General features: G+C 67.3%; 23 protein-coding genes and 1 pseudogene. 14 read left to right on the top strand and 10 right to left on the bottom strand.

Features of this window, described 5'->3' with window-relative positions:
• Nucleotides 1-35: 35 nt before the first annotated feature.
• Both NFU08_RS14295 and NFU08_RS14300 read right to left on the bottom strand, forming a co-directional pair.
• Nucleotides 36-470, bottom strand: coding sequence for an ester cyclase (locus NFU08_RS14295; protein WP_174175814.1), 435 nt, complete (start codon nucleotides 468-470; stop codon nucleotides 36-38).
• Nucleotides 471-601: 131 nt separating this feature from the next.
• Nucleotides 602-1,000 (bottom strand): DUF1304 family protein, encoded by a 399-nt coding sequence (locus NFU08_RS14300; RefSeq protein ID WP_104186288.1) that lies wholly within the window; start codon nucleotides 998-1,000, stop codon nucleotides 602-604.
• Between the two features lie 120 nt (nucleotides 1,001-1,120).
• Here NFU08_RS14300 and NFU08_RS14305 point away from each other — a divergent pair, with 120 nt between their 5' ends.
• The 6 genes from NFU08_RS14305 to NFU08_RS14330 all read left to right on the top strand — a co-directional run bounded on the left by NFU08_RS14305 (nucleotide 1,121) and on the right by NFU08_RS14330 (nucleotide 8,138).
• Nucleotides 1,121-2,170: a helix-turn-helix transcriptional regulator gene (locus NFU08_RS14305; protein ID WP_251424242.1), complete on the top strand. Its 1,050-nt coding sequence runs from the start codon at nucleotides 1,121-1,123 to the stop codon at nucleotides 2,168-2,170.
• 186 nt (nucleotides 2,171-2,356) lie between these two features.
• Complete coding sequence (locus tag NFU08_RS14310; protein WP_251424244.1) at nucleotides 2,357-3,331, top strand: ABC transporter ATP-binding protein; 975 nt, start codon at nucleotides 2,357-2,359, stop codon at nucleotides 3,329-3,331.
• Entirely contained in the window at nucleotides 3,331-4,950 is a 1,620-nt protein-coding gene (locus tag NFU08_RS14315) for an ABC transporter permease (protein ID WP_251424246.1), read from the top strand. The genes NFU08_RS14310 and NFU08_RS14315 overlap by 1 nt, the downstream gene beginning before the upstream one ends.
• Nucleotides 4,951-4,987: 37 nt before the next feature.
• Nucleotides 4,988-6,184 (top strand): glycosyltransferase, encoded by a 1,197-nt coding sequence (locus NFU08_RS14320; protein ID WP_251424248.1) that lies wholly within the window; start codon nucleotides 4,988-4,990, stop codon nucleotides 6,182-6,184.
• A 53-nt stretch (nucleotides 6,185-6,237) separates the two neighbouring features.
• Nucleotides 6,238-7,071, top strand: a complete 834-nt coding sequence (locus NFU08_RS14325) for a hypothetical protein (RefSeq protein WP_251424250.1) — start codon at nucleotides 6,238-6,240, stop codon at nucleotides 7,069-7,071.
• A gap of 50 nt (nucleotides 7,072-7,121) precedes the next feature.
• Entirely contained in the window at nucleotides 7,122-8,138 is a 1,017-nt protein-coding gene (locus tag NFU08_RS14330; RefSeq protein WP_251424253.1) for a hypothetical protein, read from the top strand.
• Between the two features lie 28 nt (nucleotides 8,139-8,166).
• Here NFU08_RS14330 and NFU08_RS14335 read toward each other — a convergent pair whose 3' ends face one another.
• Nucleotides 8,167-9,465 (bottom strand): hemolysin family protein, encoded by a 1,299-nt coding sequence (locus NFU08_RS14335; RefSeq protein WP_251424255.1) that lies wholly within the window; start codon nucleotides 9,463-9,465, stop codon nucleotides 8,167-8,169.
• A gap of 70 nt (nucleotides 9,466-9,535) precedes the next feature.
• On the opposite strand from NFU08_RS14335, the gene NFU08_RS14340 reads away from it, so the two are divergent.
• Nucleotides 9,536-10,111: a heme-binding protein gene (locus NFU08_RS14340; RefSeq protein WP_251424257.1), complete on the top strand. Its 576-nt coding sequence runs from the start codon at nucleotides 9,536-9,538 to the stop codon at nucleotides 10,109-10,111.
• A 74-nt stretch (nucleotides 10,112-10,185) separates the two neighbouring features.
• Here NFU08_RS14340 and NFU08_RS14345 read toward each other — a convergent pair whose 3' ends face one another.
• Genes NFU08_RS14345 through NFU08_RS14355 form a run of 3 tightly spaced genes read right to left on the bottom strand, consistent with a single transcriptional unit; the run spans nucleotide 10,186 to nucleotide 12,940 of the window.
• Entirely contained in the window at nucleotides 10,186-10,617 is a 432-nt protein-coding gene (locus NFU08_RS14345) for a DUF2177 family protein (protein ID WP_251424259.1), read from the bottom strand.
• Nucleotides 10,614-12,482 (bottom strand): long-chain fatty acid--CoA ligase, encoded by a 1,869-nt coding sequence (locus NFU08_RS14350; RefSeq protein ID WP_397425879.1) that lies wholly within the window; start codon nucleotides 12,480-12,482, stop codon nucleotides 10,614-10,616. Before NFU08_RS14350 ends, NFU08_RS14345 begins: the two co-directional genes overlap by 4 nt.
• Entirely contained in the window at nucleotides 12,479-12,940 is a 462-nt protein-coding gene (locus tag NFU08_RS14355) for a MarR family winged helix-turn-helix transcriptional regulator (RefSeq protein ID WP_174175799.1), read from the bottom strand. Before NFU08_RS14355 ends, NFU08_RS14350 begins: the two co-directional genes overlap by 4 nt.
• 125 nt (nucleotides 12,941-13,065) lie before the next feature.
• On the opposite strand from NFU08_RS14355, the gene NFU08_RS14360 reads away from it, so the two are divergent.
• Both NFU08_RS14360 and NFU08_RS14365 read left to right on the top strand, forming a co-directional pair.
• Nucleotides 13,066-13,932: a DUF1295 domain-containing protein gene (locus tag NFU08_RS14360; protein ID WP_174175797.1), complete on the top strand. Its 867-nt coding sequence runs from the start codon at nucleotides 13,066-13,068 to the stop codon at nucleotides 13,930-13,932.
• An 84-nt stretch (nucleotides 13,933-14,016) separates the two neighbouring features.
• Nucleotides 14,017-14,352 carry a cupin domain-containing protein gene (locus NFU08_RS14365; RefSeq protein ID WP_251424261.1) on the top strand — a complete coding sequence of 112 codons (336 nt, stop codon included), beginning with the start codon at nucleotides 14,017-14,019 and terminating at the stop codon, nucleotides 14,350-14,352.
• A 149-nt stretch (nucleotides 14,353-14,501) separates the two neighbouring features.
• On the opposite strand, the gene NFU08_RS14370 is transcribed toward NFU08_RS14365, so the two are convergent.
• Nucleotides 14,502-15,194 (bottom strand): TetR/AcrR family transcriptional regulator, encoded by a 693-nt coding sequence (locus tag NFU08_RS14370; protein WP_174175793.1) that lies wholly within the window; start codon nucleotides 15,192-15,194, stop codon nucleotides 14,502-14,504.
• Nucleotides 15,195-15,256: 62 nt separating this feature from the next.
• On the opposite strand from NFU08_RS14370, the gene NFU08_RS14375 reads away from it, so the two are divergent.
• The 4 genes from NFU08_RS14375 to NFU08_RS14390 are packed head-to-tail and all read left to right on the top strand — an operon-like array spanning nucleotide 15,257 to nucleotide 18,009.
• Nucleotides 15,257-15,706 carry a nuclear transport factor 2 family protein gene (locus tag NFU08_RS14375; RefSeq protein ID WP_174175791.1) on the top strand — a complete coding sequence of 150 codons (450 nt, stop codon included), beginning with the start codon at nucleotides 15,257-15,259 and terminating at the stop codon, nucleotides 15,704-15,706.
• Entirely contained in the window at nucleotides 15,703-16,596 is an 894-nt protein-coding gene (locus tag NFU08_RS14380) for an SDR family oxidoreductase (RefSeq protein ID WP_174175789.1), read from the top strand. Before NFU08_RS14375 ends, NFU08_RS14380 begins: the two co-directional genes overlap by 4 nt.
• A gap of 23 nt (nucleotides 16,597-16,619) precedes the next feature.
• Nucleotides 16,620-17,135 (top strand): GNAT family N-acetyltransferase, encoded by a 516-nt coding sequence (locus NFU08_RS14385; RefSeq protein WP_174175787.1) that lies wholly within the window; start codon nucleotides 16,620-16,622, stop codon nucleotides 17,133-17,135.
• 10 nt (nucleotides 17,136-17,145) lie between these two features.
• The gene (locus NFU08_RS14390) at nucleotides 17,146-18,009 is read left to right on the top strand and encodes a bifunctional 2-polyprenyl-6-hydroxyphenol methylase/3-demethylubiquinol 3-O-methyltransferase UbiG (RefSeq protein WP_251424263.1); all 864 of its coding nucleotides are present in this window, start codon (nucleotides 17,146-17,148) and stop codon (nucleotides 18,007-18,009) included.
• Here the strand turns inward: NFU08_RS14390 and NFU08_RS14395 are convergent.
• On the bottom strand, nucleotides 17,999-19,003 hold the full coding sequence (locus NFU08_RS14395; protein ID WP_251424265.1) for a bile acid:sodium symporter family protein: 1,005 nt from the start codon (nucleotides 19,001-19,003) through the stop codon (nucleotides 17,999-18,001). The genes NFU08_RS14390 and NFU08_RS14395 overlap by 11 nt on opposite strands.
• A 196-nt stretch (nucleotides 19,004-19,199) precedes the next feature.
• Entirely contained in the window at nucleotides 19,200-20,741 is a 1,542-nt protein-coding gene (locus NFU08_RS14400) for a sodium:alanine symporter family protein (RefSeq protein ID WP_251424267.1), read from the bottom strand.
• Nucleotides 20,742-20,974: 233 nt separating this feature from the next.
• On the opposite strand from NFU08_RS14400, the gene NFU08_RS14405 reads away from it, so the two are divergent.
• The gene (locus NFU08_RS14405; protein WP_251424269.1) at nucleotides 20,975-21,244 is read left to right on the top strand and encodes a hypothetical protein; all 270 of its coding nucleotides are present in this window, start codon (nucleotides 20,975-20,977) and stop codon (nucleotides 21,242-21,244) included.
• Between the two features lie 37 nt (nucleotides 21,245-21,281).
• Here NFU08_RS14405 and NFU08_RS14410 read toward each other — a convergent pair.
• Nucleotides 21,282-22,668 (bottom strand): annotated as a pseudogene (locus NFU08_RS14410) (MBL fold metallo-hydrolase RNA specificity domain-containing protein).
• Nucleotides 22,669-22,674: the final 6 nt, after the last annotated feature.

A 22,674-nucleotide genomic window follows, 5' to 3' on the forward strand; every position in this document is an offset into this window, starting at 1 on the left:
CGGCATTTCCGTGAGTTGGTCCCGGCGTCCCACTGTCAGTGCGACGTCAGTTCGCGCATCAGTCCGAGCTGTCCAAGGAACTCCGTCTGGTCGAAGTAGAAGTGGTGGGACGTAATTTCCCCTCCTTCAACCCGGGCGATATCGCAGCTCCGGACCCTGACCTGCTTACCCGTGGCCGGTATTGTCTCGCCGGTGGGCAGGCTCAGCGGCCCGGTGTTCGTCCCGATGACGAAGCCCTCGTCAATGGCCACGTTTCCGGCCTCGTAGCTGTCACCGTGCTCGTACCGGACGTCGGGCATGGACTCCCAGAAGTGGAAGAGGTAGTTGGTAATGGCGTCGCGCCCGGTCAGTTCCCCTTCGTCGGGGGTGTAGGCAACAGCGTTTGCTGCGTAGCACCGGGCCAGCGTCTCTTTGTCTTTTTCGTCCATGGCCGTGGTGAGACGGTCCATGACTTCGCGTGCCTGTCCCATTGTGGACCTCCAATTTTTGGGCGGCCTCACGGAAGCGGGGGCCGCTTCGTGGATTGGCTTCGGCTGCTGCCGGAACCACTTTAATTGCACGTCCGCCGCAATTTGCTGTCAACGGACAGGGCTACCCTGCTTCAGAAGGGCAGCGTCACCAGTGCCAGCAGGGCCGGAACGGTGGCGCCCAGGGTGCCCGGGATGCTGTCGCCCTTCTTCGGGTAGTGGCCCAGCATGTCCGCCAGGAACATGGCCGGAGCGGTCAACACCATGTTCAGGCAGCAGTAGACCACCAGGGTGTAGCCCACCACCAGGTAGCCCATGTTCACCGCGGCCACCCCCGCCAGGACTCCCAGGCCGATCACCAGGTTCCGGAACCCGGTGGGGATGGCCCACATCATCACGGCCGGAACATTGCGCGGCGGGGTACTCAGGAACTTCTGCGCCCACGGCCGGTGCATCAGGAAGCTTTCCAGCGGGAACACCGCGATGTACACCACGGCGGCGAGGACCGCGAAGATCTGGGATACGGCGTTCATGAGGGAAGAGTACGACGGCGGTGCGCACCTTCCCCATCCCCTGCCAGGGGGTTCCGGGGTGCCCGGGGAATACCCACTTTGGGGGATTGCGCTGCGGCCCCCCGGGCGGATACTGGAGCTATGTGGGAGGAGCGCGCTGAGCGTGCCCGGCGGGACATCGCCGCCCTGGCCACCAGCGGAATGAACCTGGCGGACCTCTACCCTGCGGCGCTCGCGGTGGTGCAGCGCACGGTGCCGTTCGAGCAGGGGTGCTGGGCCGGCGTCGACCCCCACACCCTGGTGATGACGTCCATCACCAACTGGAAGCCCTGGCCGGTGCGGAAAGAGGAGTACGTGGAGTACTCGGCCCGCTTCGCCGAGACTGAATATGCGGGCAACGAACCGAACACCTTCGCCCAGCTGCTGCGGCGTCCCCGTCCCATCGCACGCATGTCCGACGCCCCGCACCGGGAGGTGGTCCGCAGCATCCGGATCAATGACCTGCTCAAGCCGCAGGGCCTGGAGCACGAACTGCGGGCGGCCTTCCGCGTGGACGACACCTGCTGGGGTGTTGGCAGCATCTTCCGCGATGCCGGCCGGGATTTCACGGACCGCGAGGTGGAGTTCCTGGCGGCGGTGACAGCCACCCTGGCGGCCGCCACCAGGATCGCGGTAAGGGCAGGGCACCCAACCCGGGCCGCCGCCGTCGGACCCGTGATTGTCATCGCCGGCCGGCACGGGGAACTGAAGGCGGCAACCCCCGCGGCCGCTTCCTGGCTCGCCGAGGTGGAGGACGCCGCGCCGGGCCGCTTCAGCATGGTGCTGTACTCGGTGGTGGCCCAGGCCTCCGCGGCCGTTTCGGGCACGGCTCGGGCCAGGATGCGCGACGCCGGGAACAACTGGGTGGTGCTGCAGGCCAGCCGCCTGATCACCGGCGACGATCCCGAGCAGATGGTGGTCACCGTGGAACCCGCCACCACCCATGACCTGGCCACCCTGCTGCTGGCCGCGTATGGCGTCACGGCACGCGAGCAGCAGGTCTGCCTGGAGGTGCTGTCCGGAAACCCGACGGCTGACATCGCCCGGCACCTGTTCATCTCCCCGCACACTGTGCACGACCACCTGAAGTCGCTCTTTGAGAAGGTGGGTGTGGGCAGCCGCGGCGAACTGGTGGCCAAGCTGGTGGCCTGAGGGCCCCTGCGCCGCCCTGGAAACGCGCCACGGCGCCAGTGCTCTGCGGCTCTTCCTCGCCGGCGCGGGCGCTTGTATGCTGTGGATCGGAGAGCCGGGAAGCCTGGTCGGCCCGCAGTCAATGCCTGCGGAACGCCTTGGCGCCGCCAAGGGCGTTCGCGTGACGAGCCAAGGAGCGGACTGCCGATGAACGCAGCAGCACAACCCGTTATTGAAGCCCACGGCCTGGCTAAGCACTTCGGCAGAACCCGTGCGCTGGACGGTCTCACTTTGAGCGTGGCGCCGGGGGAGGTCCACGGATTCCTGGGTCCCAACGGCGCCGGCAAATCCACCACGCTCCGAATCCTCCTGGGCCTGATCCGTCCCACCGCGGGCACCGCCCGCGTCTTCGGGCTGGACCCGTGGGCCGACCCGGTGGCAGTGCACCGGGACGTTGCCTACGTTCCGGGTGACGTGAGCCTGTGGCCGAACCTTTCCGGCGGCGAAGTCATCGACCTCCTCACAGGCCTGCGCGGCGGTGCCGACGACAAACTGCGCCGCGACCTCATTGCGGAGTTCGAGTTCGATCCCCGCAAGAAGGCCCGGACGTATTCGAAGGGCAACCGGCAGAAGGTCGCCCTGATAGCGGCGTTTGCCCGCCCCGCCCGGCTGTACCTGCTGGATGAGCCGAGCGCCGGCTTGGACCCGGTGATGGATGCCGTATTCCGGCGCCAGATTGCGCGGGTCAGCCGGGACGGAGCCACCGTTTTGCTGTCCAGCCACATCCTCAGCGAAGTGGAACAGCTCTGCGACCGGGTGACCATCATCCGCGCCGGGACAGCCGTGGAAACGGGCACCCTGGGCGAACTGCGGCACCTGCAGCGCACGCATTTCCGCGTCACCGGGTTGGCTGATCCGGCACGGCTGGCTGGGATGCCCGGCACCCACGGGGTGAGTATCGCCGGCAGCGCCGCAGAGTTCGACGCCGACCCCGGGGACCTCGGGGCTGTCCTGGCCGGCATCGCGGAACCGGGGATCAGCGGCCTGTCGGTGGCTCCGCCGTCGCTGGAGTCCCTGTTCCTGCGCCACTACAGCGACGGTAACGGGGGACAGCGGACGGGTGGAAAGCGGGCCGGCAACGGCAAGGACAGCAGCGAGCGCACGGACAGCGGGGTGCTGTGATGTCCGGGGTGCTGCGGCTGCTCCTGTTCCAGGCCCGGCGGGACAGGGTGGCGGTGCCCGTCTGGATCCTGGGCATCACCCTGCTCAGTTTCGCCACCTCCACCGCCGTCGCCACCCAGTTCGGGGATGAAGCAGCGCAGGTTGCCATCCTCACCCTGGCAGCAGCGAATCCTGCGTTCCTGTTCCTCCGCGGCCTGCCGGACGGAACCGGCGTGGGCGCGGTGGTGTTCTTCCAGGGCTATGCGTTCACGGCAGTCCTGGCCGGCCTCATGAGCACCTTCCTGGTGGTGCGGCACACGCGCTCGGACGAAGAGCTGGGACGGGCGGAACTCCTCGGCTCGGTGCCCATCCCGCGGGCCGCGTCCCTGGCGACAACGCTGCTGCTGGGTACCGCCGCGAACCTGGTGCTGGCCGTCTTTGTGGCCGGCGCCTTTATCGCGGCCGGACTGCCCGCGGCCGGTTCGGCTGCGGCGGGCGCCGCCGTCGGAAGCGTGGGCATCTTCTTCGTGGCACTTGCGGCCGTGGCCGCCCAGGCCCTGCCGTCGGGACGGAGCACGAACGGTGCCGCCGCGGGACTGGTCGGCGTGGCCTACCTTGTCCGCGGCATCGGGGACGCGCTGGGGACACCGTCAGCGGACCTGCTGCACGTCACAAGTGCCTGGCCTTCGCTCCTCTCGCCCATCGGCTGGGGCCAGCGCACCCGGCCGTTCACCAGCCCGGACCTGGCGGTCCTGCTGGTGCCCCTGGCTGCCGCGGCCGTCCTGGCGGCACTGGCGGTAGTGATCCGACGACGGCGGGACGTGGGTGCCAGCCTGCTGCCCGAGCGTGTGGGCAAAGAGCGTGCGGGCGTGGGCGGCCAGTCCTTTGTGGGCCTGGCCTGGCGGCTGCAGCGTTCCACCCTGGCCGGATGGTGTGTGGGGGCCGCCGCCCTGGGAGCGGTGGCAGGCGTGCTCAGTCCCATGGCCTCCGAAACAGTCTCCAGCATTGCACCGTTGAGGGAGCTCATTGCCAGGCTGGTGCCGGGCGGCCAGACCGGACTGATCGACGTGTTCGTCACGGCGCTGCTGGGCATGGCAGGGGTGTTCGCGGCCGCAGCCGGGATCCAGGCAGTCCTCCGGATGCGTGCCGAGGAGGCGGAAGGCAGGGCGGAGATCCTGCTGTCAGCGCCGGTATCCCGTGCCCGCTGGCTGGGCGCCAACCTGTTCGTCGCCGCGGTCTCCGCCGCCGTGGTCTCCACGACGGCGGGAGCCGCGGCCGCCGTCGGCCTGGCTGTCTCAGGGACCTCCGATGGGCCCGCCTGGTCACTGGTGCCGGCGGCGCTGGCCCACGTCCCGGCAGCCCTGGTGTTCGCGACCGCGGCCGCTGTCGCCTTCGCGCTGGCACCTCGGCTGAGCATCCTGGTGGCGTGGGGCGTGCTTGCTGTGGCCATAGTCCTGGGCGAGTTCGGGGAGCTGTTCGGCCTGCCGGCGTGGCTGCAGGACGCGAGCCCGTTCCGGCACTCCTCCGCCATGCCGGTGGAATCCTTCAACCAAGCGGGGGCGGTGGGCCTGCTGCTCGTGGCGGCGGCCGGGGCGTCCCTGGCCGCCTACTTCCTGCGCCGGCGGGACCTGGCAGCATGATGCCAACACTCCCCACCGGGGGAAGGACCCTCGTGCCATGAAGGTGATGCTGCTGACCGCCGGGACGCGCGGCGACGTGGAACCCTTCTTTGCCCTGGCCCGGGCCGCAGCGGCCCGGGGGCACCAGGTCCGGATCGCCATTCCGGAGAACTCCGGCGCGGACACCGCCGGCCTGGACACCGTCAGCCTGCGCATGGACTTCGCCCGGCTCGTCAGTGACCAGGGGGTTTCGCCCCGGGCTGCAGCCAGGACCTTCCGGACAGTGATCCGGCCCGCCGTCGGCCAGCTTCTCTCCGCGGCCGTGGAGCATATCGTGGCGTTCGCCCCGGATGTGGTGGTCTATCACCCGAAGGTCCTCAGTGCTCCGGCCGCGGCCCGCAGGCTGGGGATCCCGTCAGTGCTGGTGGAGACCGTGCCCGCGCTGACGCCCACCAGGGAGTTCCCGTCGCCCATCATCCCCGCGGCCAGCCTGGGCCCGCTGAACCGGGCCAGCTACGCCCCGGCCCGGGCGGCCACCCTGATGTTCAGGCGGGAACTGCAATCTGCGCTGGACCTGCTGCCGCCAGGGCGCACACCGGCAACGGAAACCCGCGCCACACTGATCCCCGTCAGTCCCCACCTGCTTCCCCGCCCGTCCGATTGGCCCGAATCGGTGCACCTGACGGGCCATTGGGCCGACAAACCCGCGGCCACGGAAATCGACGACGAGCTGGAAGCTTTCCTCAACGGCGGGGATGTTGTGTACGCGGGGTTCGGGTCCATGAAGGCCGGCGACGCCCGGGCCCGCGGCGAAGCGATCATTGAGGCGGCCCGGAGGAACGGCCTGAGGGCGCTTGTTGCCACGGGCTGGGGAGGGATCGACATTCCGGCGGCTGCGATGGGCGGTGATGTCCTGGTCAGAAAATCGGTGGCCCACCACCTGGTCCTGCCACGCGCCGCGGCCGCGATCTACCACGGCGGGGCGGGAACGGTCCATGCCGTGGCGCGGGCAGGGGTTCCGTCCGTGGTGGTGCCGTTCATCGCTGACCAGCCGTTCTGGGGAGCAGTCCTGCACCGGCGCGGCCTCGGCCCGCAGCCGGTCCCGTACCGGAAACTCACCGCGGACACGCTGGCCCGTGTCCTTGGCGAGGCAGGAAGCTGCCGTGGTCAGGCCGCGCGCACCGGTGAGCTGGTGCGCGCAGAGGACGGGACCGCCGTCGCGCTTGGTGTCCTGGAAAACCTGGCGGGTGCGTAAGCGCCCCGGTTCGCTGTAGTGTCGTGGCTACTACAGTATGGGGGTGCTGGTAGATGTCACAGACCAGGTTGCGCGGCCACCGGCGCTGGTGGATCCTTGCGGCGATCCTGATTGTTGGCGTGATAGCTGCGGTTCCCGTTGCCAGCGTCATTCACCACATGTTTGATAACGCCGTTGGGCGGACCACAGTAGCCAAGAACGCCGACGGTACAGAACGAACCGTGTATTGGCGAGGATATCCGGGTGTCGCGGGGATCGATCCCCAACAGGTTTTGGACGGCCCCACTCCGCAGCAGGGCTACGACGCCGGGCAGACGATGATCACCGAGATTAAGGCTGCTCTCTCGGAGGAACTCCGGCTCCAATGGGCCCCGGTGGCCGACAAGGGCAGCAGCCCGTTTCATAGGCCTATCGAGAACCACTACGGAGGCGAGTCTCTCTTAGTAAATGTCAACGGTCCCGAATCCCAGAGCATCACCGTGCCGCAGACGTGGGAGGAAAAGCAAAGGGCAATCAGCATCATCGAAGAGGTGGCCCGCAGATACGGCTTTGACGCGCCGGCAATCGATGGCTTGGAAAGCTGGTCTGCCGAAGACCGCATCCGGGATCTTGGAGGTCTCACTCCCGACCAACAGGTTATTGTTTCCGGTGTGGCGCTGGGCCGTGCCGGTCAGTGGCTGGCCTTCAGGTTCCAGGATCTCTCGAAGGACGCCACGGGCACCTTCACAGAACGGCTTCGGCCGCCAGAAGGAGCACAGTGGCAGATGAATACGATGGCGTTGAGCTACGGAGCTAACGGTCTTCTGGCAGCGGAAGACCGCAACGAATTCGAGTCCCGGATGAAGTCCTTTCATGGACTCATTCCGCCGGCGCCTTTGGAGAGCTAATGCTCCCGGCCAAACGTCACAGAATTCTCCAGGGGCCCCGAGGCCGCCGCATGTGTCTTGAACTGGCCATGCAGGTGGATTCGGAGATCCGCTATGCGGCGTTCCGATTAGCCCAGGAACTTGAAGGCGGCAGAGGGGTATCACGGGTTCTTTTGAACGCTGCTCCCGCCGGTGACACCGAGCCTCGGCCCCCTGCTCCGTCTGTGGAGAGCTTTGCGGAAAGGCTCAAATTCACGGACTTCTCAAACCTCGATGACAACCTGATGCAGGCCGCTCTTGAGCGGTCCGTTGACAGTGCAAAGTATTGGCAACCACCCGATGGAGAAGACGTCCTGGCTGGACTCCCGGTAGTAGCTGAGGCGTTGTCCCCGGTCGCCGAACAGTTCATGGCTGCACGCCATATGCAGTGGTGCTGGCAGCCCCGCCAGATAGAGCAGTGGGCGATCGACTGGCGCCTTGCCGACGATCCAGCACCCCTACCGAAAAACCCAGGAAAGACGCTGGCAGAATGGGCGCGTAAGGAACGCGCGGAGGAAGTAGCGGCGGCGCGAGAACGCCCCAGCGACCCCACCGCTAATGTTTCGGGAACGTGGTGGTCCATCCCGCACGGTTTGATCCAAACCGTCGGGCAACTCCCGGCTGGGCTTAGTTTGGTGGAAGATTCTCTGGGGTGGGAGCACGCGACGACGGTTCCCGTTCGCGGATCCGGCAAGGTACTTGAGATAAATACGGCAGGGGACTGGGTAGACCTCTGCCGCAAGTTCCCTTTGGAAGTCACAGCGTCCAGGCGGCATGACTGGTTCCACACCACCGGACGGCATGGAAGATGGGTAATCCCGGACTGGGAAAAAGCCACCGGCGAGTGGGACGCCATGCACCTTACAGTCATGGGCTACCTGAATGCCGCGGGGCGCCCACTTCAGGTCGATCCTGAAACAGCAACGGTCATTGCGGGCTGGGACCCCGACAGCACGATCTGGCTGACGGACGTAGCGCGTGAATGGATCGGACCCCGGCAGCAATGGCAGCGAGACTCGAATCGCGACGAATGGATTCGAGCACAATGATGAGGACAGAGGACACCATCTTCGGCCCCTAGAATGCCGCCTGCCCTTCCGCGGGAGTGACCCGGATCCGGGAGATGCGCAGCCGGTCCATCGCCGCCACGGTGAGCACGTGGCCGGCCACCTCAACGCTGTCGCCCACCCGGGGGAGCCGGCCCAGCCGGTCGATGACGTATCCGGCCACGGTCTCATAGTGGCCCTCCGGCAGTTCGATGCCGGACGCCGTTTCGAACTCCTGCAGGATCAGGGCGCCGTCCACCTCCACCGTCCCGTTGGCCCGCGTGATCCGGTCCTCGGCGTCCACACCGGTGTCGTACTCGTCATAGATCTCGCCTACCAGCTCCTCCACCAGGTCCTCGAGGGTGACGATGCCGTCCGTGCCGCCGTACTCGTCCAGCACCAGCGCGATGTGCTGGCCCAGGCGGCGCATCCGGGACAGCGAGGGCAGCACTTTGTTGGTGCCCGGCAGCGGAAGGATCTCCCGCACGATGCCCCGCACCGGACCGTCGTCGTACCCTCCCTCGCGGGGCATAAGGTCACGAATGTGGACAAACCCCAGGACGTCGTCGGGCGTTTTGTCCATGACGGGATAGCGCGAGAACGGGCCGTCCCGCACCATGCTGCGTGCCTCGGCGATGCTCAGGCTGCCGTTGATGAACGTCACCTCGGTGCGCGGGCGCATCACCTCCTGCAGCGAGCGTTCGCCGGCGCCGAACACGTCGCTGAGGATAACGCGGCTGTGTTCCTCCAGCATGTCGCTCTCGGCCACCATGTCCCACAGTTCCTCGGAGCTGATGCTTTCCTGCTTGGCATGGGGGTCGCCGCCGAAGAGCCGCACCACCGCGTCCGTGGAGACGGACAGCAGCCAGACGGCGGGCCGCATGATCTCGGAGAGGACGCCCAGCGGCGGGGCCAGGACCTTGGTAAAGCCGACGGCGCTCTGCATGGCCAGGCGCTTGGGCACCAGTTCGCCGAGCACCAGGGAGAGGTACGCCACCAGCAGCGTCATGCCGATGAAGGCGACCGGCTCGGCCGCGGAGCCGAAGCCGATGCCTTCCAGGAGGGGCTCGACGTCCGGCGCGATGGTGGACGCGCCGTACGCGGCGGAGAAGAACCCGGACAGCGTGACGCCGATCTGGACGGTGGACAGGAACCGGTTGGGGTTGCCCGCCAGGGCGGCGATCCGCGCCCCGCGCTTGCCGGACTTTTCCATGCGGCGGACCTGGCTCTCGCGGAGGGACACCAGCGCCATCTCCGTGCCCGCGAACACCCCGCCCAGCAGCACAAAGAAGAGGACCAACAGGAAGTTGAGCAGGGTGTCGCTGTCCATGATCAGACACTACCCAATGGCGCCGCGCGGGTTACGCTTCGGGGCTTTGCGGCGTAGGGTCTGAGGGACCATGACTGAACAGCAACCCTATGAGCTCGTGAGGCGCTACCCGCACTTCGAGCTGCGCCGCTATCCCGCCTATGCTGTGGCGGAAGTCCAGGTCAAGGCGACCTTTGACCGTGCCGGGAACGCCGCATTCCGGCACCTCTTCAACTACATCAGCGGCAGCAACACCGCGCGGCAGAAGCTCGCCATGACGGCGTCCGTCATCCAGGCGCCGGGGGCCTCGCAGAAGCTGGCGATGACCGCCCCCGTGCTCCAAAGCGGCCCGCTGCAGGGCGGTGCACCCACTGATTTTTCCGTTGCTTTTGTGCTGCCCGCGGGGGTCACCGCAGAGACGGCGCCCGTGCCGCAGAATCCCGACGTGAAAATCCGTGCTGTCCCCGGCTCCCTGACAGCGGTTGTCCGGTTCTCCGGCAGCGGTTCGGAGGCTGCGTTTGCCCGGCACAACGAGGGGCTGCAGGCCGCGCTGAACCTGGTAGGGCTGGCGCCCGTGGGTCCGCCCCGGTTCGCCCGCTTTGATCCGCCGTTCAAGCCGTGGTTCCTCCGCCACAACGAGGTGCTGCAGGACGTCGTTGACGCCTAAGGAAAGGACGACGGCGGAGGGTGCGTGCCGCCGTCGGACCCGCACCGGTGCTTGCTGCTTTGGCCAGGAGTGCGTCAGGACGCGCGGTCCCTCGCGAGGAACCGGCGCAGGACGGTGGCCGTCAGCCAGGTGACCAGGCTGCAGGCCGCGGCGCCCCAGAGGATGTCCGTCACGGCGACGACGGCGGGGAAGTCCTTGAGCACGGCAAACGCCGTGAGCGCCCAGGTGGCATAGGTGAAGAAGCCGAACAGCGCCGCGCCCGTGACCCGCTGCCGCAGGGTGGCGTGCGCGTCGTTGGGGCGGACGCCGTAGTGCACCATCCCGGCCACGAAGATGAGGTAGAAGGCCACGGCTCCGGCAGCGTTGGGCCTGGGGGCAATCAGGTGGCCGATCTGGCTTTGGTAGAGGTTGCTCGCCACAAAGCTGATCCAGACGAGGTCCAGCACAGCGAAGATCACGGCGGTGACCGCGTAGGAGAGCAGCCATCTTTTGGTCCGGGTGTTCATGCTTGGCTCCTTGACTCGGCGTAGAGGTTCTCCACGATGTGGCGGGCGCGTTCGGTGAACGCGGTGCGTTTGAGTTTCATGGTGGGTGTGACCATTCCGTTGGCTTCGCTGAGGTCGGCCAGCAGCAGCACGAACGTGCGCACCTGCTCGGAGCGGGCCAGCTTTGCGTTGGCGGCACTGACCGCTTTGCCGATGGTGCTGAGGAGGCGCGCGTCCTCGATCTGGACGGCGCAACCGTCGTCCGGGACCCGCAGCCCGGCGAGATCGTTGATGCCCTCGCGCTCGGCCCACGCCGTGACCGACTCGGGGTCCAGCAGCACCAGGCCGCCCAGGTACGGTTTACCCTCGCCCACCATGACGGCGTGGGCCACGAGCGGATCGCCCTCCACATAGCCTTCCCAGATGGCCGGGGTGATGGTCTTGCCGCCGGCGGTGACAATCACGTCCTTGATCCGGCCCTTGAGGGTGAGCCGTCCCAGCTCGTCGAGCTCTCCGAGGTCCCCTGTGTGGAAGTACCCGTCCGTGAACGCGTCCTGGTTGTCCGCCGGCCTGCGGTAGCCGGCGAACACGCCCACGCCGCGGGCCAGCACCTCGCCGCGGTCCGAGATGCGCACGGTGGTTCCGGGCATCGGGACGCCCACCGTTCCGGCGCTGATGGCGTCCGGCATGTTCCCGGTGAGCGGCGCGGTGGTTTCCGTGAGGCCGTAGCCCTCGATGACGGGCAGGCCCAGGCCGCGGAAGAACAGGGACAGCTCGGCGTCCAGTGCGGCGGCGCCGGAGAGCAGGTAGTCCAGGCGGCCGCCCACCAGCGCGCGCAGCCGAGCGTAGAAAAGGCGGTCGAACACTGCATGCCTGGCACGCAGGCCGAGCGGGGCGCGGACGGAGGGGTCGGCGTCGTGCGCTTCGGCGAACCGGCCCCACTCCACCGCGGTCTGCTGCGCCACCACCCACACCCGCCCCAGGTGCTTACGGGCTGCGGCGGCGGCAGCGGACGCCTGGATCTTCTGGAGCACGCGGGGGACCACCACCAGGAACGTGGGCTTCAGGACGCCGAGGGCGGGCACCACGTCCCTGGGATCGGAGAGGTGGGCGATGCGCATGCCGTTGGCCAGGCAGATCAGCTGCAGGCCGCGGGCCAGCACGTGGGCCATGGGCAGGAAGATGACGGTGTTGCCGCCTTCGCGGACCACGCCCGTGTAGGCGGCGCCCACGTTGAGCACCTGGCCCACGAAGTTGCCGTGGGTGATAAGGGCGCCCTTGGGGGCGGCGGTGGTGCCGGAGGTGTAGACGATGGTGGCCACCGAGTCGAGGTCCGGCAGCAGGCGCCGCTCCTCGACGGCGCTGTCCGGGACGCCGGCGCCGCGCTGCGTCAGCTCGGCAAGGTCCGCGCCGGGGCGCGGGTCCATGGTCCAGACGCCCAGGCTGGTCCGTCCGGCCTGTTCAAAGCCCTGTTCCAGCAGGAGGGCATGCCCGGCGGTGCCAGCGATGGCCAGGCGGACGGCGGCGTCGTCGAGGACCGCGGCCACCTGGGGCAGGGCGGAGGTTTCGTAGACGGGGACCACGACGGCGGCGGCGAACCACGCTGCCATGTCCGCCACCGCCCACTCGTACCGGGTGGGCGACATGATGGCGAGGGATTCGCCGGGCTGCAGTCCGGCGGCGATGAGGCCTTTGGCAAGGGCGCGCACCTCCCCGACGAACTGCCGGGTGGTCACCTGGCGCCACGGGTCCGTGATGGCGCCTTCGGAAGCGCGCACCTCGAAGGCGACGTGGTCCGGGGACGTCCGGAACCGCTGCATCAGCAGCTCCGTGGCGTTCCGGTGGCTGGACGGTTCAACCAGCAGCGGGGTGGAGAACTCTCTCAAGCGGTGTCCTTTGGTGTAAGCGTGTGCAGGTGGTCCTGCATGAGGCGCTGGGCGGTGTGGAGGAACCCGGCCACGGCGTCCTGCTGGGCGGCGGGCAGCGATTCGATGTGCCGGTTGGTGGCGTCCATGAGGGGCCGCATCAGGTGCATGATGTCCCGGGAGGCGGCGGCGGTGGCGCTGACGTTGACATGGCGGCGGTCGCCTCCGCCCCGGAGGCGTTCGGCGTAGCCACGGGTTTGCAGCCGGTTGACGATCGCGGTGGTGGTGGCGGCCGTGGCGCCCAGCTTCACAGCGAGGTTCCCCACCGTCAGGGGTCCGGACTGGGACAGGGCGGAGAGGGCGCGGTAGTCGGTGAGGTTCAGCCCCAGCCTGCCTGCCACTTCGCGTTCGGTCTCGTTGGCCAGTGCCAGCACTGCCTGAAGGGCAAGGGCGGCCGGATGGTACGTGCGTGCGCTCATGGTTCCTCCTCTCCTTCGCTAGTCTATATAGTAATTAGATAAGCTTGTAATCAAATCAGTTTGAATAGGCGGTTGCGCCGGTGCCTCCTGCGGCTTCCGGCCCGGCGTGCGAAAGGAACATCCTCATGAAGGACTCGGACCGTAAGGCGCTCATCATTTTTGTCATTGCGGTGCTGGTGGGGGCTCTCGTTGCCGTCGCCGGCAGCCAGGGTGGTGCCGCCGTGGGCGGTTTCCCCCTCTTTGCGCTGGGGGTGGCGGCGGCGTTCCTCATTCAATGGCTGGCCTTTATTCCCGCGTTCAAGGCGCAGACCGAGAAGTACTACGACCTCACCGGCGCCCTGACCTACATCTCCATCACCGTCCTCCTGGTCCTGCTCACGCCGGGCGTCGATGCGCGCGGCCTGCTGCTGGCGGCCATGGTGGTGGTGTGGGCCCTCCGGCTGGGAAGCTTCCTCTTCCGCCGCGTCAGCAAGCACGGCAAGGACGACCGCTTCGACGAAATCAAGCCGTCCTTCCTCCGCTTCCTGAACACCTGGACCGTGCAGGGCCTGTGGGTTGTCCTCACCGCGGCAGCGGCCTGGATCGCGATTACCTCCGCCACCCGGGTGGGGCTGGACTGGTGGGCGCTGGCAGGCTTCCTGGTGTGGGCTGTTGGCTTCGGCATTGAGGCTGTGGCGGACAACCAGAAGGGCCGGTTCAAGGCCGACCCGGCCAATGAGGGCAGGTTCATCTCCACGGGCCTGTGGTCAAAGTCCCGGCACCCCAATTACTTCGGCGAGATTGTGCTCTGGGTCGGGGTGCTCCTGATCGCCGTGCCGGTGCTGGAGGGCTGGCAGTGGGTGGCACTGCTGTCCCCGGTGTTCGTGGCGCTGCTGCTGATCAAGGGCAGCGGCATCCCGCTCCTGGAGAAGAAGGCGGACAAGAAGTGGGGCGGCGAGCGCGAGTACGAGGAATATAAGAAAAATACCCCGGTCCTGATCCCGAAGCTGTAAGGGGCTGGCGGACAAGCTTGCTAAGGCCAGTGATAGGGACGCTGGGCCCTAGCTCTGGCTGTCCCTGATGGGTACGGTGTCCGCATGCAGAAGATATCGATTGATGCCCTGGCACGCCAACAGCTTGAGGCAGCGGTGGCGGCTTCCAGCGGGCGGGCGGCGGATACGGCGTTCGGCGGCCATGAGAAAAAGCTACGCCAGACCGTTATGGCCTTCCGCGCCGGCACCCAGCTCAGCGAACACCAGAACCCGGGAGAGGCCACGGTGTACGTGATTAGGGGGTCTGTGTGGCTGAAGTCCGGCGGCGAGGCATGGCAGGGCAAAGCCGGGGACCTCCTGATCGTTCCGGACGGGCTGCACAGTCTCGAGGCCGAGGAGGACTCAGCGGTGCTGTTCACGGTGGTCAAGACCGACCGGTAGTCTCGGTGACGCGAAGCCGCGCGAACAGCCATACTGTTCGCGGGACGGACCAGACGAGGGCCAGCCCGAGCACCGGCACCAATGAGATACCGGCCTCGGGGAACTGGGGACGATGACAACCAGGTGGGTGCTGAACCGGGGCTTTCGCCTTACGTGGTTTCTTCGGGCGGGGCAGGCCTTCCGCCGGGCCCGCCCTGGGCGGTCACCGGCAGCAGGGAAGCCGACATGTAGCTGGTGATGTACCGGGCGAAGCGTGGCTGGGACCAGCCGCGCTTCAGCACGAGGAGCTCGTAAAGCTCGGCCGAGCTGCAGACCCAGAGGACGTCGGCTGCCTCAGCCGCTGAGACGCCATCGCGGAGGTAGCCGCGGGCCCTAAGATACCGGGCGTGGTGCCGCATTCGTCTGAGGCGGTCATGCTCGATGTCCTCGAGAAGCGCAGCCATTTCTTGGTCGTTGACGGCGGCCGCACGCATCAGCAGCCGGACCGGCGTAACCATCGAACCCACCTCGGCGGTAAGGAGGCCCCACTCCCGCAGGACCGCCGCCGGCTCGGATTCACGTTCCCGCATGGCATCTGAGCGCATATACGCGGAAACAGTGCCGGCGCCGGCCAGATTCCGCTCGTAGAGGGCACGGACCAGGCCCGCCTTGCCGCCGAAGGCCTTGTATACCGTTTCCACCGAAACGCCGGCCTCGCCGGCCACGGCTGCAACCGTGGTGCCGGCGTAACCACCCCTATTGAGCTGCCGCTCGGCTGCCTGGAGGATGGCGGCCCTGTTCCGCCGGGCCTGCTCCTGCCGCCCGCTGGCGTTGTACCGGCGCTTACCCTTGACGTCTGCCATTATTCGTTCCATGCTGGAGTATCAGATACAGGCGACTGTATCAAATCATTCGAGGAGTGGGAATGATGGGAACGGCAGCTCCCGCGGAAGAGGTATTGCAGCGATTGCTCGGTGCCGTGAACGCCCACCGGCTGGACGATCTTGCGGCCTGCTTCTCCCCGGACTACTTCAATGAGACCCCCGCCCACCCGCAGCGCGGCTTCCGCGGTCAGGACCAGGTCCGCAAGAACTGGGTGGAGATTTTCTCCCAGGTTCCGGATATTCGCGCGCGCGTCCGCGGGACCGCCTTACAGGATGACACCCTGTGGACCGAGTGGGAGATGGCCGGGACACGGCACGACGGCGCTCCCTTCCTGATGCGCGGCGTGGTCATTTTCAGCGTCACCAACGGGCTCGTTTCGTCCGCCCGGTTCTACCTCGAACCGGTGGAGGACGCCAGCGGCGACGTCAACGCAGCAGTCAGCCGGGTGCTGGGGAACACCCCGGACTCCAGGGAGCAGGCACCATCATGATTCTTGTCGCGGGGGCCACCGGCCAGTTGGGTGGCCTGATTGTCCATACATTGCTCGCCAAAGGGTTCCGGGTGAGGATCCTGGTCCGTCAAGGGGCGGCGCAGGAGGCCCTGGTGATGGCCGGCGCCGAGCCAGTCACCGGTGATTTGAAGGACCCTGCCTCCCTCGCGGTGGCCTGTGACGGGGTGGACACCGTGGTGACCACAGCCAATTCCTCTGCCCGCCGCGGCGGGGACACTGTGGACTCCGTGGACCGCCTCGGCAACCGGAACCTTATTGAGGCAGCCAGCAGTGCCGGCGTCGGCCGTTTTATCTTTGTGTCCAACCTCGGCGCCAGCCCCGCCAGTCCGAACCCCTTCATGGCCGCCAAAGGTGAGACCGAGCTGCTGCTGCGCGGCAGCACGATGTCCTGGACCATCATCCAGCCCAACCTTTTCATGGATAAGCTGCCGGTCCTCGTGGTGGGGATACCGGCTCTTTCCGGCCAGCCAGTCACGCTCGTGGGGGAGGGCAGGCGTCAGCATTCCCTGGTGGCCATGCGGGATGTGGCACAGTACGTGCTGGCGGCGGTGGAACACCCGGAATGGGACGGCCGGGTACTGGTCCTCGGCGGGCCGGAGGCGGTGTCCTGGCGTGATGTGGTGGAGGCTTTTGAGCAGGAGCTCAGGCGCAGTATTCCGGTGCGGACGGTTCCCCCGGGTCAGCCCATCCCCGGCATGCCGGACCTGCTGGCCGGGTTCCTTGCGCTGCTGGAGACCTACGATTCACGGCTGGAGGTGGCAGATCTGGCCGCGCAATACGGAGTGGTGCCTACACGTCTCAGGTCCTGGGCGCACCGCTTTGTACTGGAGTCTTCCGGCTCTCCGGCCGGGGCGGTTCATAAGGCGTGACCGCTACTGGTTAGGCTGGCGCCATGGACTTTCAGCTTCGCCAGGCCGCGGCGGAGGACGCGGAGGCAGTGGTCCTCATGCAGACGCTGGCGCATGAGGAGTGCTACCCGCACCTGCTCTCACCCGGTTTCTTCCGCGGACGCAGGGCCAGCATCCCGGAACGGGTGGAACGGCGCCGGCCGCACCTGGCCGTTCCCGATCCGCGGATCATCGCCGTGGATGCCAACAACGAACTGGTGGGCTTCGCGGACGCCGGGCCCGGCCGCGACGACGACGGCCCCGAAGCGCTGGAGCTGTACTCGATCTACACCCTCCGCCGGACGTACGGAACAGGGCTCGGCGCAGCGCTGATGCGTGCCGCCATCGGCGACGGACCGGCCTACCTCTGGGTGGTGGAGGACAACCCGCGAGCGCTGGCCTTCTACGTCAAGCAGGGCTTCCGGCCTGACGGTAAGCGCAACACGCTGCCACCGGAGTGGGAGTCGCTGCCTGAATTCCGCATGGTCCGGGACGGCACACGTCCTGCAGGCCCGGCATAGACTCGCCAGCATGAGTGAAGGCCACAGTGACATCGACTGGGATTCCGCACGTGCCAGCAACCTGGCCAACTGGGAGGACCGGGTCCCCCTGCACGAGGAGGCGTACGGCACCGGTGCTCTGGACGATCCGGACCACCTGACCAGCGTGGTCCGGACGGACCTGGCTGCACTGGCGCCGTTCCTCCCGGACGGGACGGTCTCAGGCCTGGATGTGTGCCACCTTCAGTGCCACATCGGAACGGACACGCTGTCCCTGGCCAGGGCTGGGGCCCGGGTCACCGGCGTCGACTTCTCCCCGGCCGCACTGGCGTCCGCAGCCAACCTGGCCGCGCGTCTTGGCCTTGACGCCACGTGGGTGGAGACGGACGTCCTCGACGCCCGGGCCGCCGTCGTGGGCTGTTTTGACCTGGTGTACACCAGCATCGGAACCATCACCTGGCTGCCGGACCTGGACCGCTGGGCTGCCCAGGTGGCAGGGCTTCTGCGGGCCGGAGGCACCTTCTACATCCGGGACGGCCATCCCATCCTGTACGCCCTTGATGAGAACGCCGAGGGGCTGCAGCTCCGCTACCCGTACTTCGGCACCGGCGAGGCGCTGATATGGGACGACGAAAGCACCTACGCGGGTGACGGCAAGGTGGCCCACCCGCGGACTTACGAGTGGGCGCAACCCTTGTCCGAAATCATCAACTCCCTTATAGGAGCCGGCCTGCAGATTCTCCGCCTAGAGGAGGGGAAAACCCTTCCGTGGAAGTTCTCGCCCCGCATGATGGAGGTGCCGGACGGTTTCGCCTGGCCCGAAGCTGAGCGCGACCTCGTGCCCTGCACCTACACCATCGTCGCCCGCAAGACGGGGGAGTTGCCTACTCCGTAACTGCCACGGGAGCCGGCTCGCCGGCGCGGGAAGCGGGAGTGCTGCGGCGGCGCCAGTAGGCGGCCAGGACGGCGCCGGACACGTTGTGCCAGACGGAGAAGATGGCGCCGGGCAGTGCCGATTCGGGGGTGAGGTACTGCCGGGCCAGACCTGCCGCGAGGCCGGAGTTCTGCATGCCCACCTCAATGGCGGTTGTGCGCCGGGAAGGAACCGGCAGCTTGAACAGGCGGGCGGCGCCGTAGCCGAGGGCATAGCCCAGGCCGTTGTGCAGGATCACGGCCAAAAGGACCAGCAGCCCTGCGGCGAAGATCGCCTTCGCGCTGGCGGCAACCACCGCAACCACCACGGCCGTGATGGCGAGGACCGAAATCCAGGGAAGGGCGGGCAGCGCTTTGTTGACCAGGCGCGGCAGGAAGAGCCGAATAACGAGCCCCAGCAGCACGGGGAACAGCACAATCTGCACGATGGACCACGCCATGGAGCCTGCATCCACCGGCATGTACTGGCCGGCCAGCCACAGGGCGAGGACGGGGGTCAGCAGCGGAGCAAGCAGCGTGGACACGGTGGTCATGGCCACGGACAGGGCGACGTCGCCCCGGGCCAGGTAGGAGACCACGTTGGAGGCTGTACCGCCAGGGCAGCAGCCCACCAGGATCACGCCGGCTGCCAGCGCCGGCGGGAGCCCCAGGGCCGCCGCGATCAGCCAGCCCAGGAGCGGCATGATTGCGTACTGCGCCACCACGCCGATGACGACCGGGATGGGGCGTTTGGCGATGACGGCAAAGTCAGGGGGAGTGAGGGTCAGCCCCATGCCGAACATGATGAGCCCCAGCAGGGGGTTGATCCAGGGGCCGAGTCCGGTGAAGGAGGTGGGGGTGGCAAGCGCCACGGCACCTCCGGCCAGGATCAGCACGGGGAAGAGTGTGACGGCGATGCGGGCGCTGCGCTCTTCGGCGGCTGAAGCCGTCGTCGAAGATTCGGGTAAGGAAGACATACCTACCGGATTATCACAGCGGAGGTTGCGTTCCAGAATCAGGGGTCCTTGATGACGCCGGGCCTTGGTGAGGCTGCGCCCTGATGGCGTCCTGCTGATGGGGGTGTGACCGCGCGCCGCGCAAGCGGCGCGGCGCACGGTCCAGTGTGTACCAGGCCCAGTGTGTACTTGGTCCAGTGCTACTGCGCGGTGCGTGCTAGACGCGGGCGGATTCCTTCTCGCGCTCGGCCGGCTTGTAGGACTCCCAGAAGGTTGCCCCCGTGATTCCGAGGGGCCGGGGGTCGAAGACCGGGTCGAGGCCGAGCTTCTGCTGGCGCTCAAAGTCCTTGAGCGCCTTGAAGGCCGGCTTCTGCAGGACCAGGATGCCCACGATGTTCAGCCACGCCATGAGCCCGACGCCGATATCGCCCATCACCCAGGCGTCAGCGGCGGTGTTCACGCAGCCGTAGGCGGCGGCGACGAGGATGGCCACCTGCAGGGCGACGGTGGTGGCGCGGCCGAGGCTGGTGCCGAGGCCAGGAATCTTCCTGCTCGACGAGTTGCCCAGCAGGAAGCGCAGGTTGGTTTCGGCCATGTAGTAGTAGGCGATGACGGTGGTCAGGCAGAAGAAGACCAGCGTGATGGCGATGAACGCGGCGCCGACGCCGGGGAAGACGGAGTCGAATCCGGTCTGCACGTACTGCGGCCCCACCACGGCGCTTGCGGACAGCAGGCCGCCCTCGGCGAGCACTTCGCCGTCTTCGCTGCCTCCGGAGAAGACGCGGTAGGCGCCGGTGGAGAGGATCAGGAAGCCGGTGGCCGAGCAGACGAACAGCGTGTCGATGTACACCGCGAAGGCCTGGACCAGGCCCTGCTTGGCCGGGTGGGATACCTCGGCGGCGGCAGCGGCGTGCGGGCCGGTGCCCTGGCCTGCCTCGTTGGAGTAGACGCCGCGCTTGACGCCCCACATCACGGCCAGGCCGATGATGGCGCCGAGGGCCGAATCCATGCCGAAGGCGCTGCGGAACACCAGTGAGAGGATTCCCGGGAGCTGTGCGGCGTTGATGACGACGACGATCAGGGCGAGGATGATGTAGCCGGCGGCCATGAACGGGACCACGAACGCCGCAACGCTGGCGATGCGCTTCACGCCGCCCATGACCACGAGGGACAGGAGGATGACGGAGCCTACGGCCACAGCCCAGGACGGGATGGTCCAGGCGCCGCTGATTGCGGTGGCCATGGAGTTGGTCTGGACGCCGGGCATCAGGACGCCGCAGGCCAGGACGGTCACGGCGGCGAAGACGTAGCCGTAGACCTTGAAAAAGCCGGCGCCCTTGGTGTGGGCGAAGGCGCGGGAGAAGTAGTAGGCCGGGCCGCCGCGGTATTCGCCGGTCAGCGGGTCGCGGGTCTTGTACATCTGGCCGAGGGTGGACTCAACGAAGGATGTGGACGCGCCGAGGAAGGCGACGGTCCACATCCAGAACAGCGCGCCCGGTCCGCCGAAGGCGATCGCGGTGGCGACGCCGGCGACGTTGCCGGTGCCGACGCGGCCGGACAGGGACATTGCCAGGGCCTGGAACGAGGAGACGCCGGAGGCGGACTTTTCACCGTGGACCAGCTGCTGGAACATCCCCTTGACGTGCCGGACCTGCAGGAAGCGGGTGCGGATGGAGAAGTAGACGCCGGTGGCGAGGCAGAGATAGACGAGCCAGTCGCTCCAGATCACGCCGTTGATGGCTGATAAGACATCGCTCATAAGTGTGGGTTCCCTCCATGGAAGAGCGCGGGTGGTGCGGTTCGGTGGTGCACGATGTTGGGTGAACGGAGTGGCGCACACCACACGAAAACTTGTGAAGTGTCGCACAAAACGCTGGTGCGAGTCCATTTGGTCATCGCCCAGACTGTTCCCCAGGTCACATTGGCGAATTTGTGGTAATCGGTGCACTATGCGCCAGACTGGAGTCCGGCCACAACGAAAGCAGTTTCTCCGTGATTACTCTCCAGCAGGACGCAGATGGCTTCATCCGGATGAACCGGCTCTACCCCGCCAGCGTCCGCATCAGGATCAATTTCAACGACGGCAGCACCGGCGAGTTCTCAGGCAAGGCCCTCAACCACGCCTACGACGCCGCCCTTGCCGAATTCCGGGCAAAGAACAACCTCGACGCGCGCGGGTACTCCCGGACGACCGCAGGCCGCTCGAACTCGGGCAACAAGATCGATTTTGTTCCGGTGCACCCCGGGATGAGCAAGGAGTAGGACACCCGCGCCCGGGATGTGGCCTGCCGGCGGTTGGTCAGCGGGGGTTCTCGAGCGAGACCGTCTCCAGATGTTCCGGGACGCGGACTTTCCATCCGAGCTGGTGCTTGATGCGTGCCCGGAGGGTGTCCGAGGCATCCGGTTCCCCGTGCGTGATGTACGTCATGGACGGCGCCTGGGGGGCAGCCTTCATCCATTGGATGATTTCGTTGGCGTCGGCGTGCGCGGACAGTCCTTCCATCTGGATGACCTCCGCCTCCACCCTGACTTCCTGGCCGTAAATGCGCAGGTACTTTTCGCCCGCGGCCAGGGAGGCGCCCCTGGTGCCGCCTGCCTGGTAGCCGCTGAGGATGATGGCGTTCCGCCTGTCGGGTCCATAGCTTGCCAGGTGGTGGAGGATCCTGCCGCCGGTGAGCATGCCGCTGGCGGAGATAATGATCATGGGCCCGCCCCGGAGGTTGAGCAGCTTGGAATCGTCAGGGCTGCGGACCGGGACGGCCACTTTGTACATGGCCTCGAATTCTTGGTCTTTGAGCCGGTGTTCCTCGCGGTGCCGCTGGTACATGCCGGACGCGTCGATGGCCATAGGGCTGTTCAGGTAGACGGGGACCGGCGGAATGGCGCCCTTGGCCAGGAGGCGTGAGAGGTGCAGCAGCACCGTCTCTGCCCGGCCCACCGCAAACGCTGCGATCATGATGACCCCCTGCCGCTTGGCCACCCGCGTGATGACCTCGCCCAGTTCGGCCTCCGGATTCCCCGCCGGGTGTTCGCGGTTGCCGTAGGTTGACTCGGCGACCAGCACGTTGACCGGTTCCAGTGCCCGGGGCGGGTACATCAGGGGGTCCTGGGCGCGGCCCAGATCCCCGGTGAAGTGGACGGTCCGGCCGCCCACTTTGAGGTGCACCTGTGCCGCGCCGAGGATGTGGCCGGCGGGCAGGAACGTTGCCTCGATGCCTCCGGGCAGCTGGAACAAAGCGTCGAAGTCGCGGGTGATGAAACTGTCGAGGGACCGGACGGCGTCGGCTGCCGTGTAGAGGGGCACGGGAGGGTGGTGCGACGTGGATCCGGTGTGGTCGGCGTAGCGGGCCTCCTCTTCCTGGAGGTATCCGCTGTCCGGAAGCAGCAGCTTGCACAGCTCGGTGGTGCCGGCCGTTGCGTACACGGGGCCGCGGAAACCGTCCCGGACCAGCGCGGGGATGTACCCGGTGTGGTCCAGGTGCGCATGCGTCAGGACAACGGCGTCGATGTTTGCGGGATTGACCGGGAAAGGCACGCGGTTGCGGTCGCGGAGGCGTTTGTATCCCTGGAAGAGCCCGCAGTCCACCAGGACGTGCCGGCCCTGGGACCGGACCAGGTACCGGGATCCGGTTACGGTGTCCGTTGGCCCCCAGGAAACGCAGGGTCGGAGGATGCTGCTCCCTCATGCCGGC

It is taken from the genome of Pseudarthrobacter sp. NCCP-2145 (genome assembly GCF_023708005.1).
Lineage (GTDB): Bacteria > Actinomycetota > Actinomycetes > Actinomycetales > Micrococcaceae > Arthrobacter > Arthrobacter oxydans.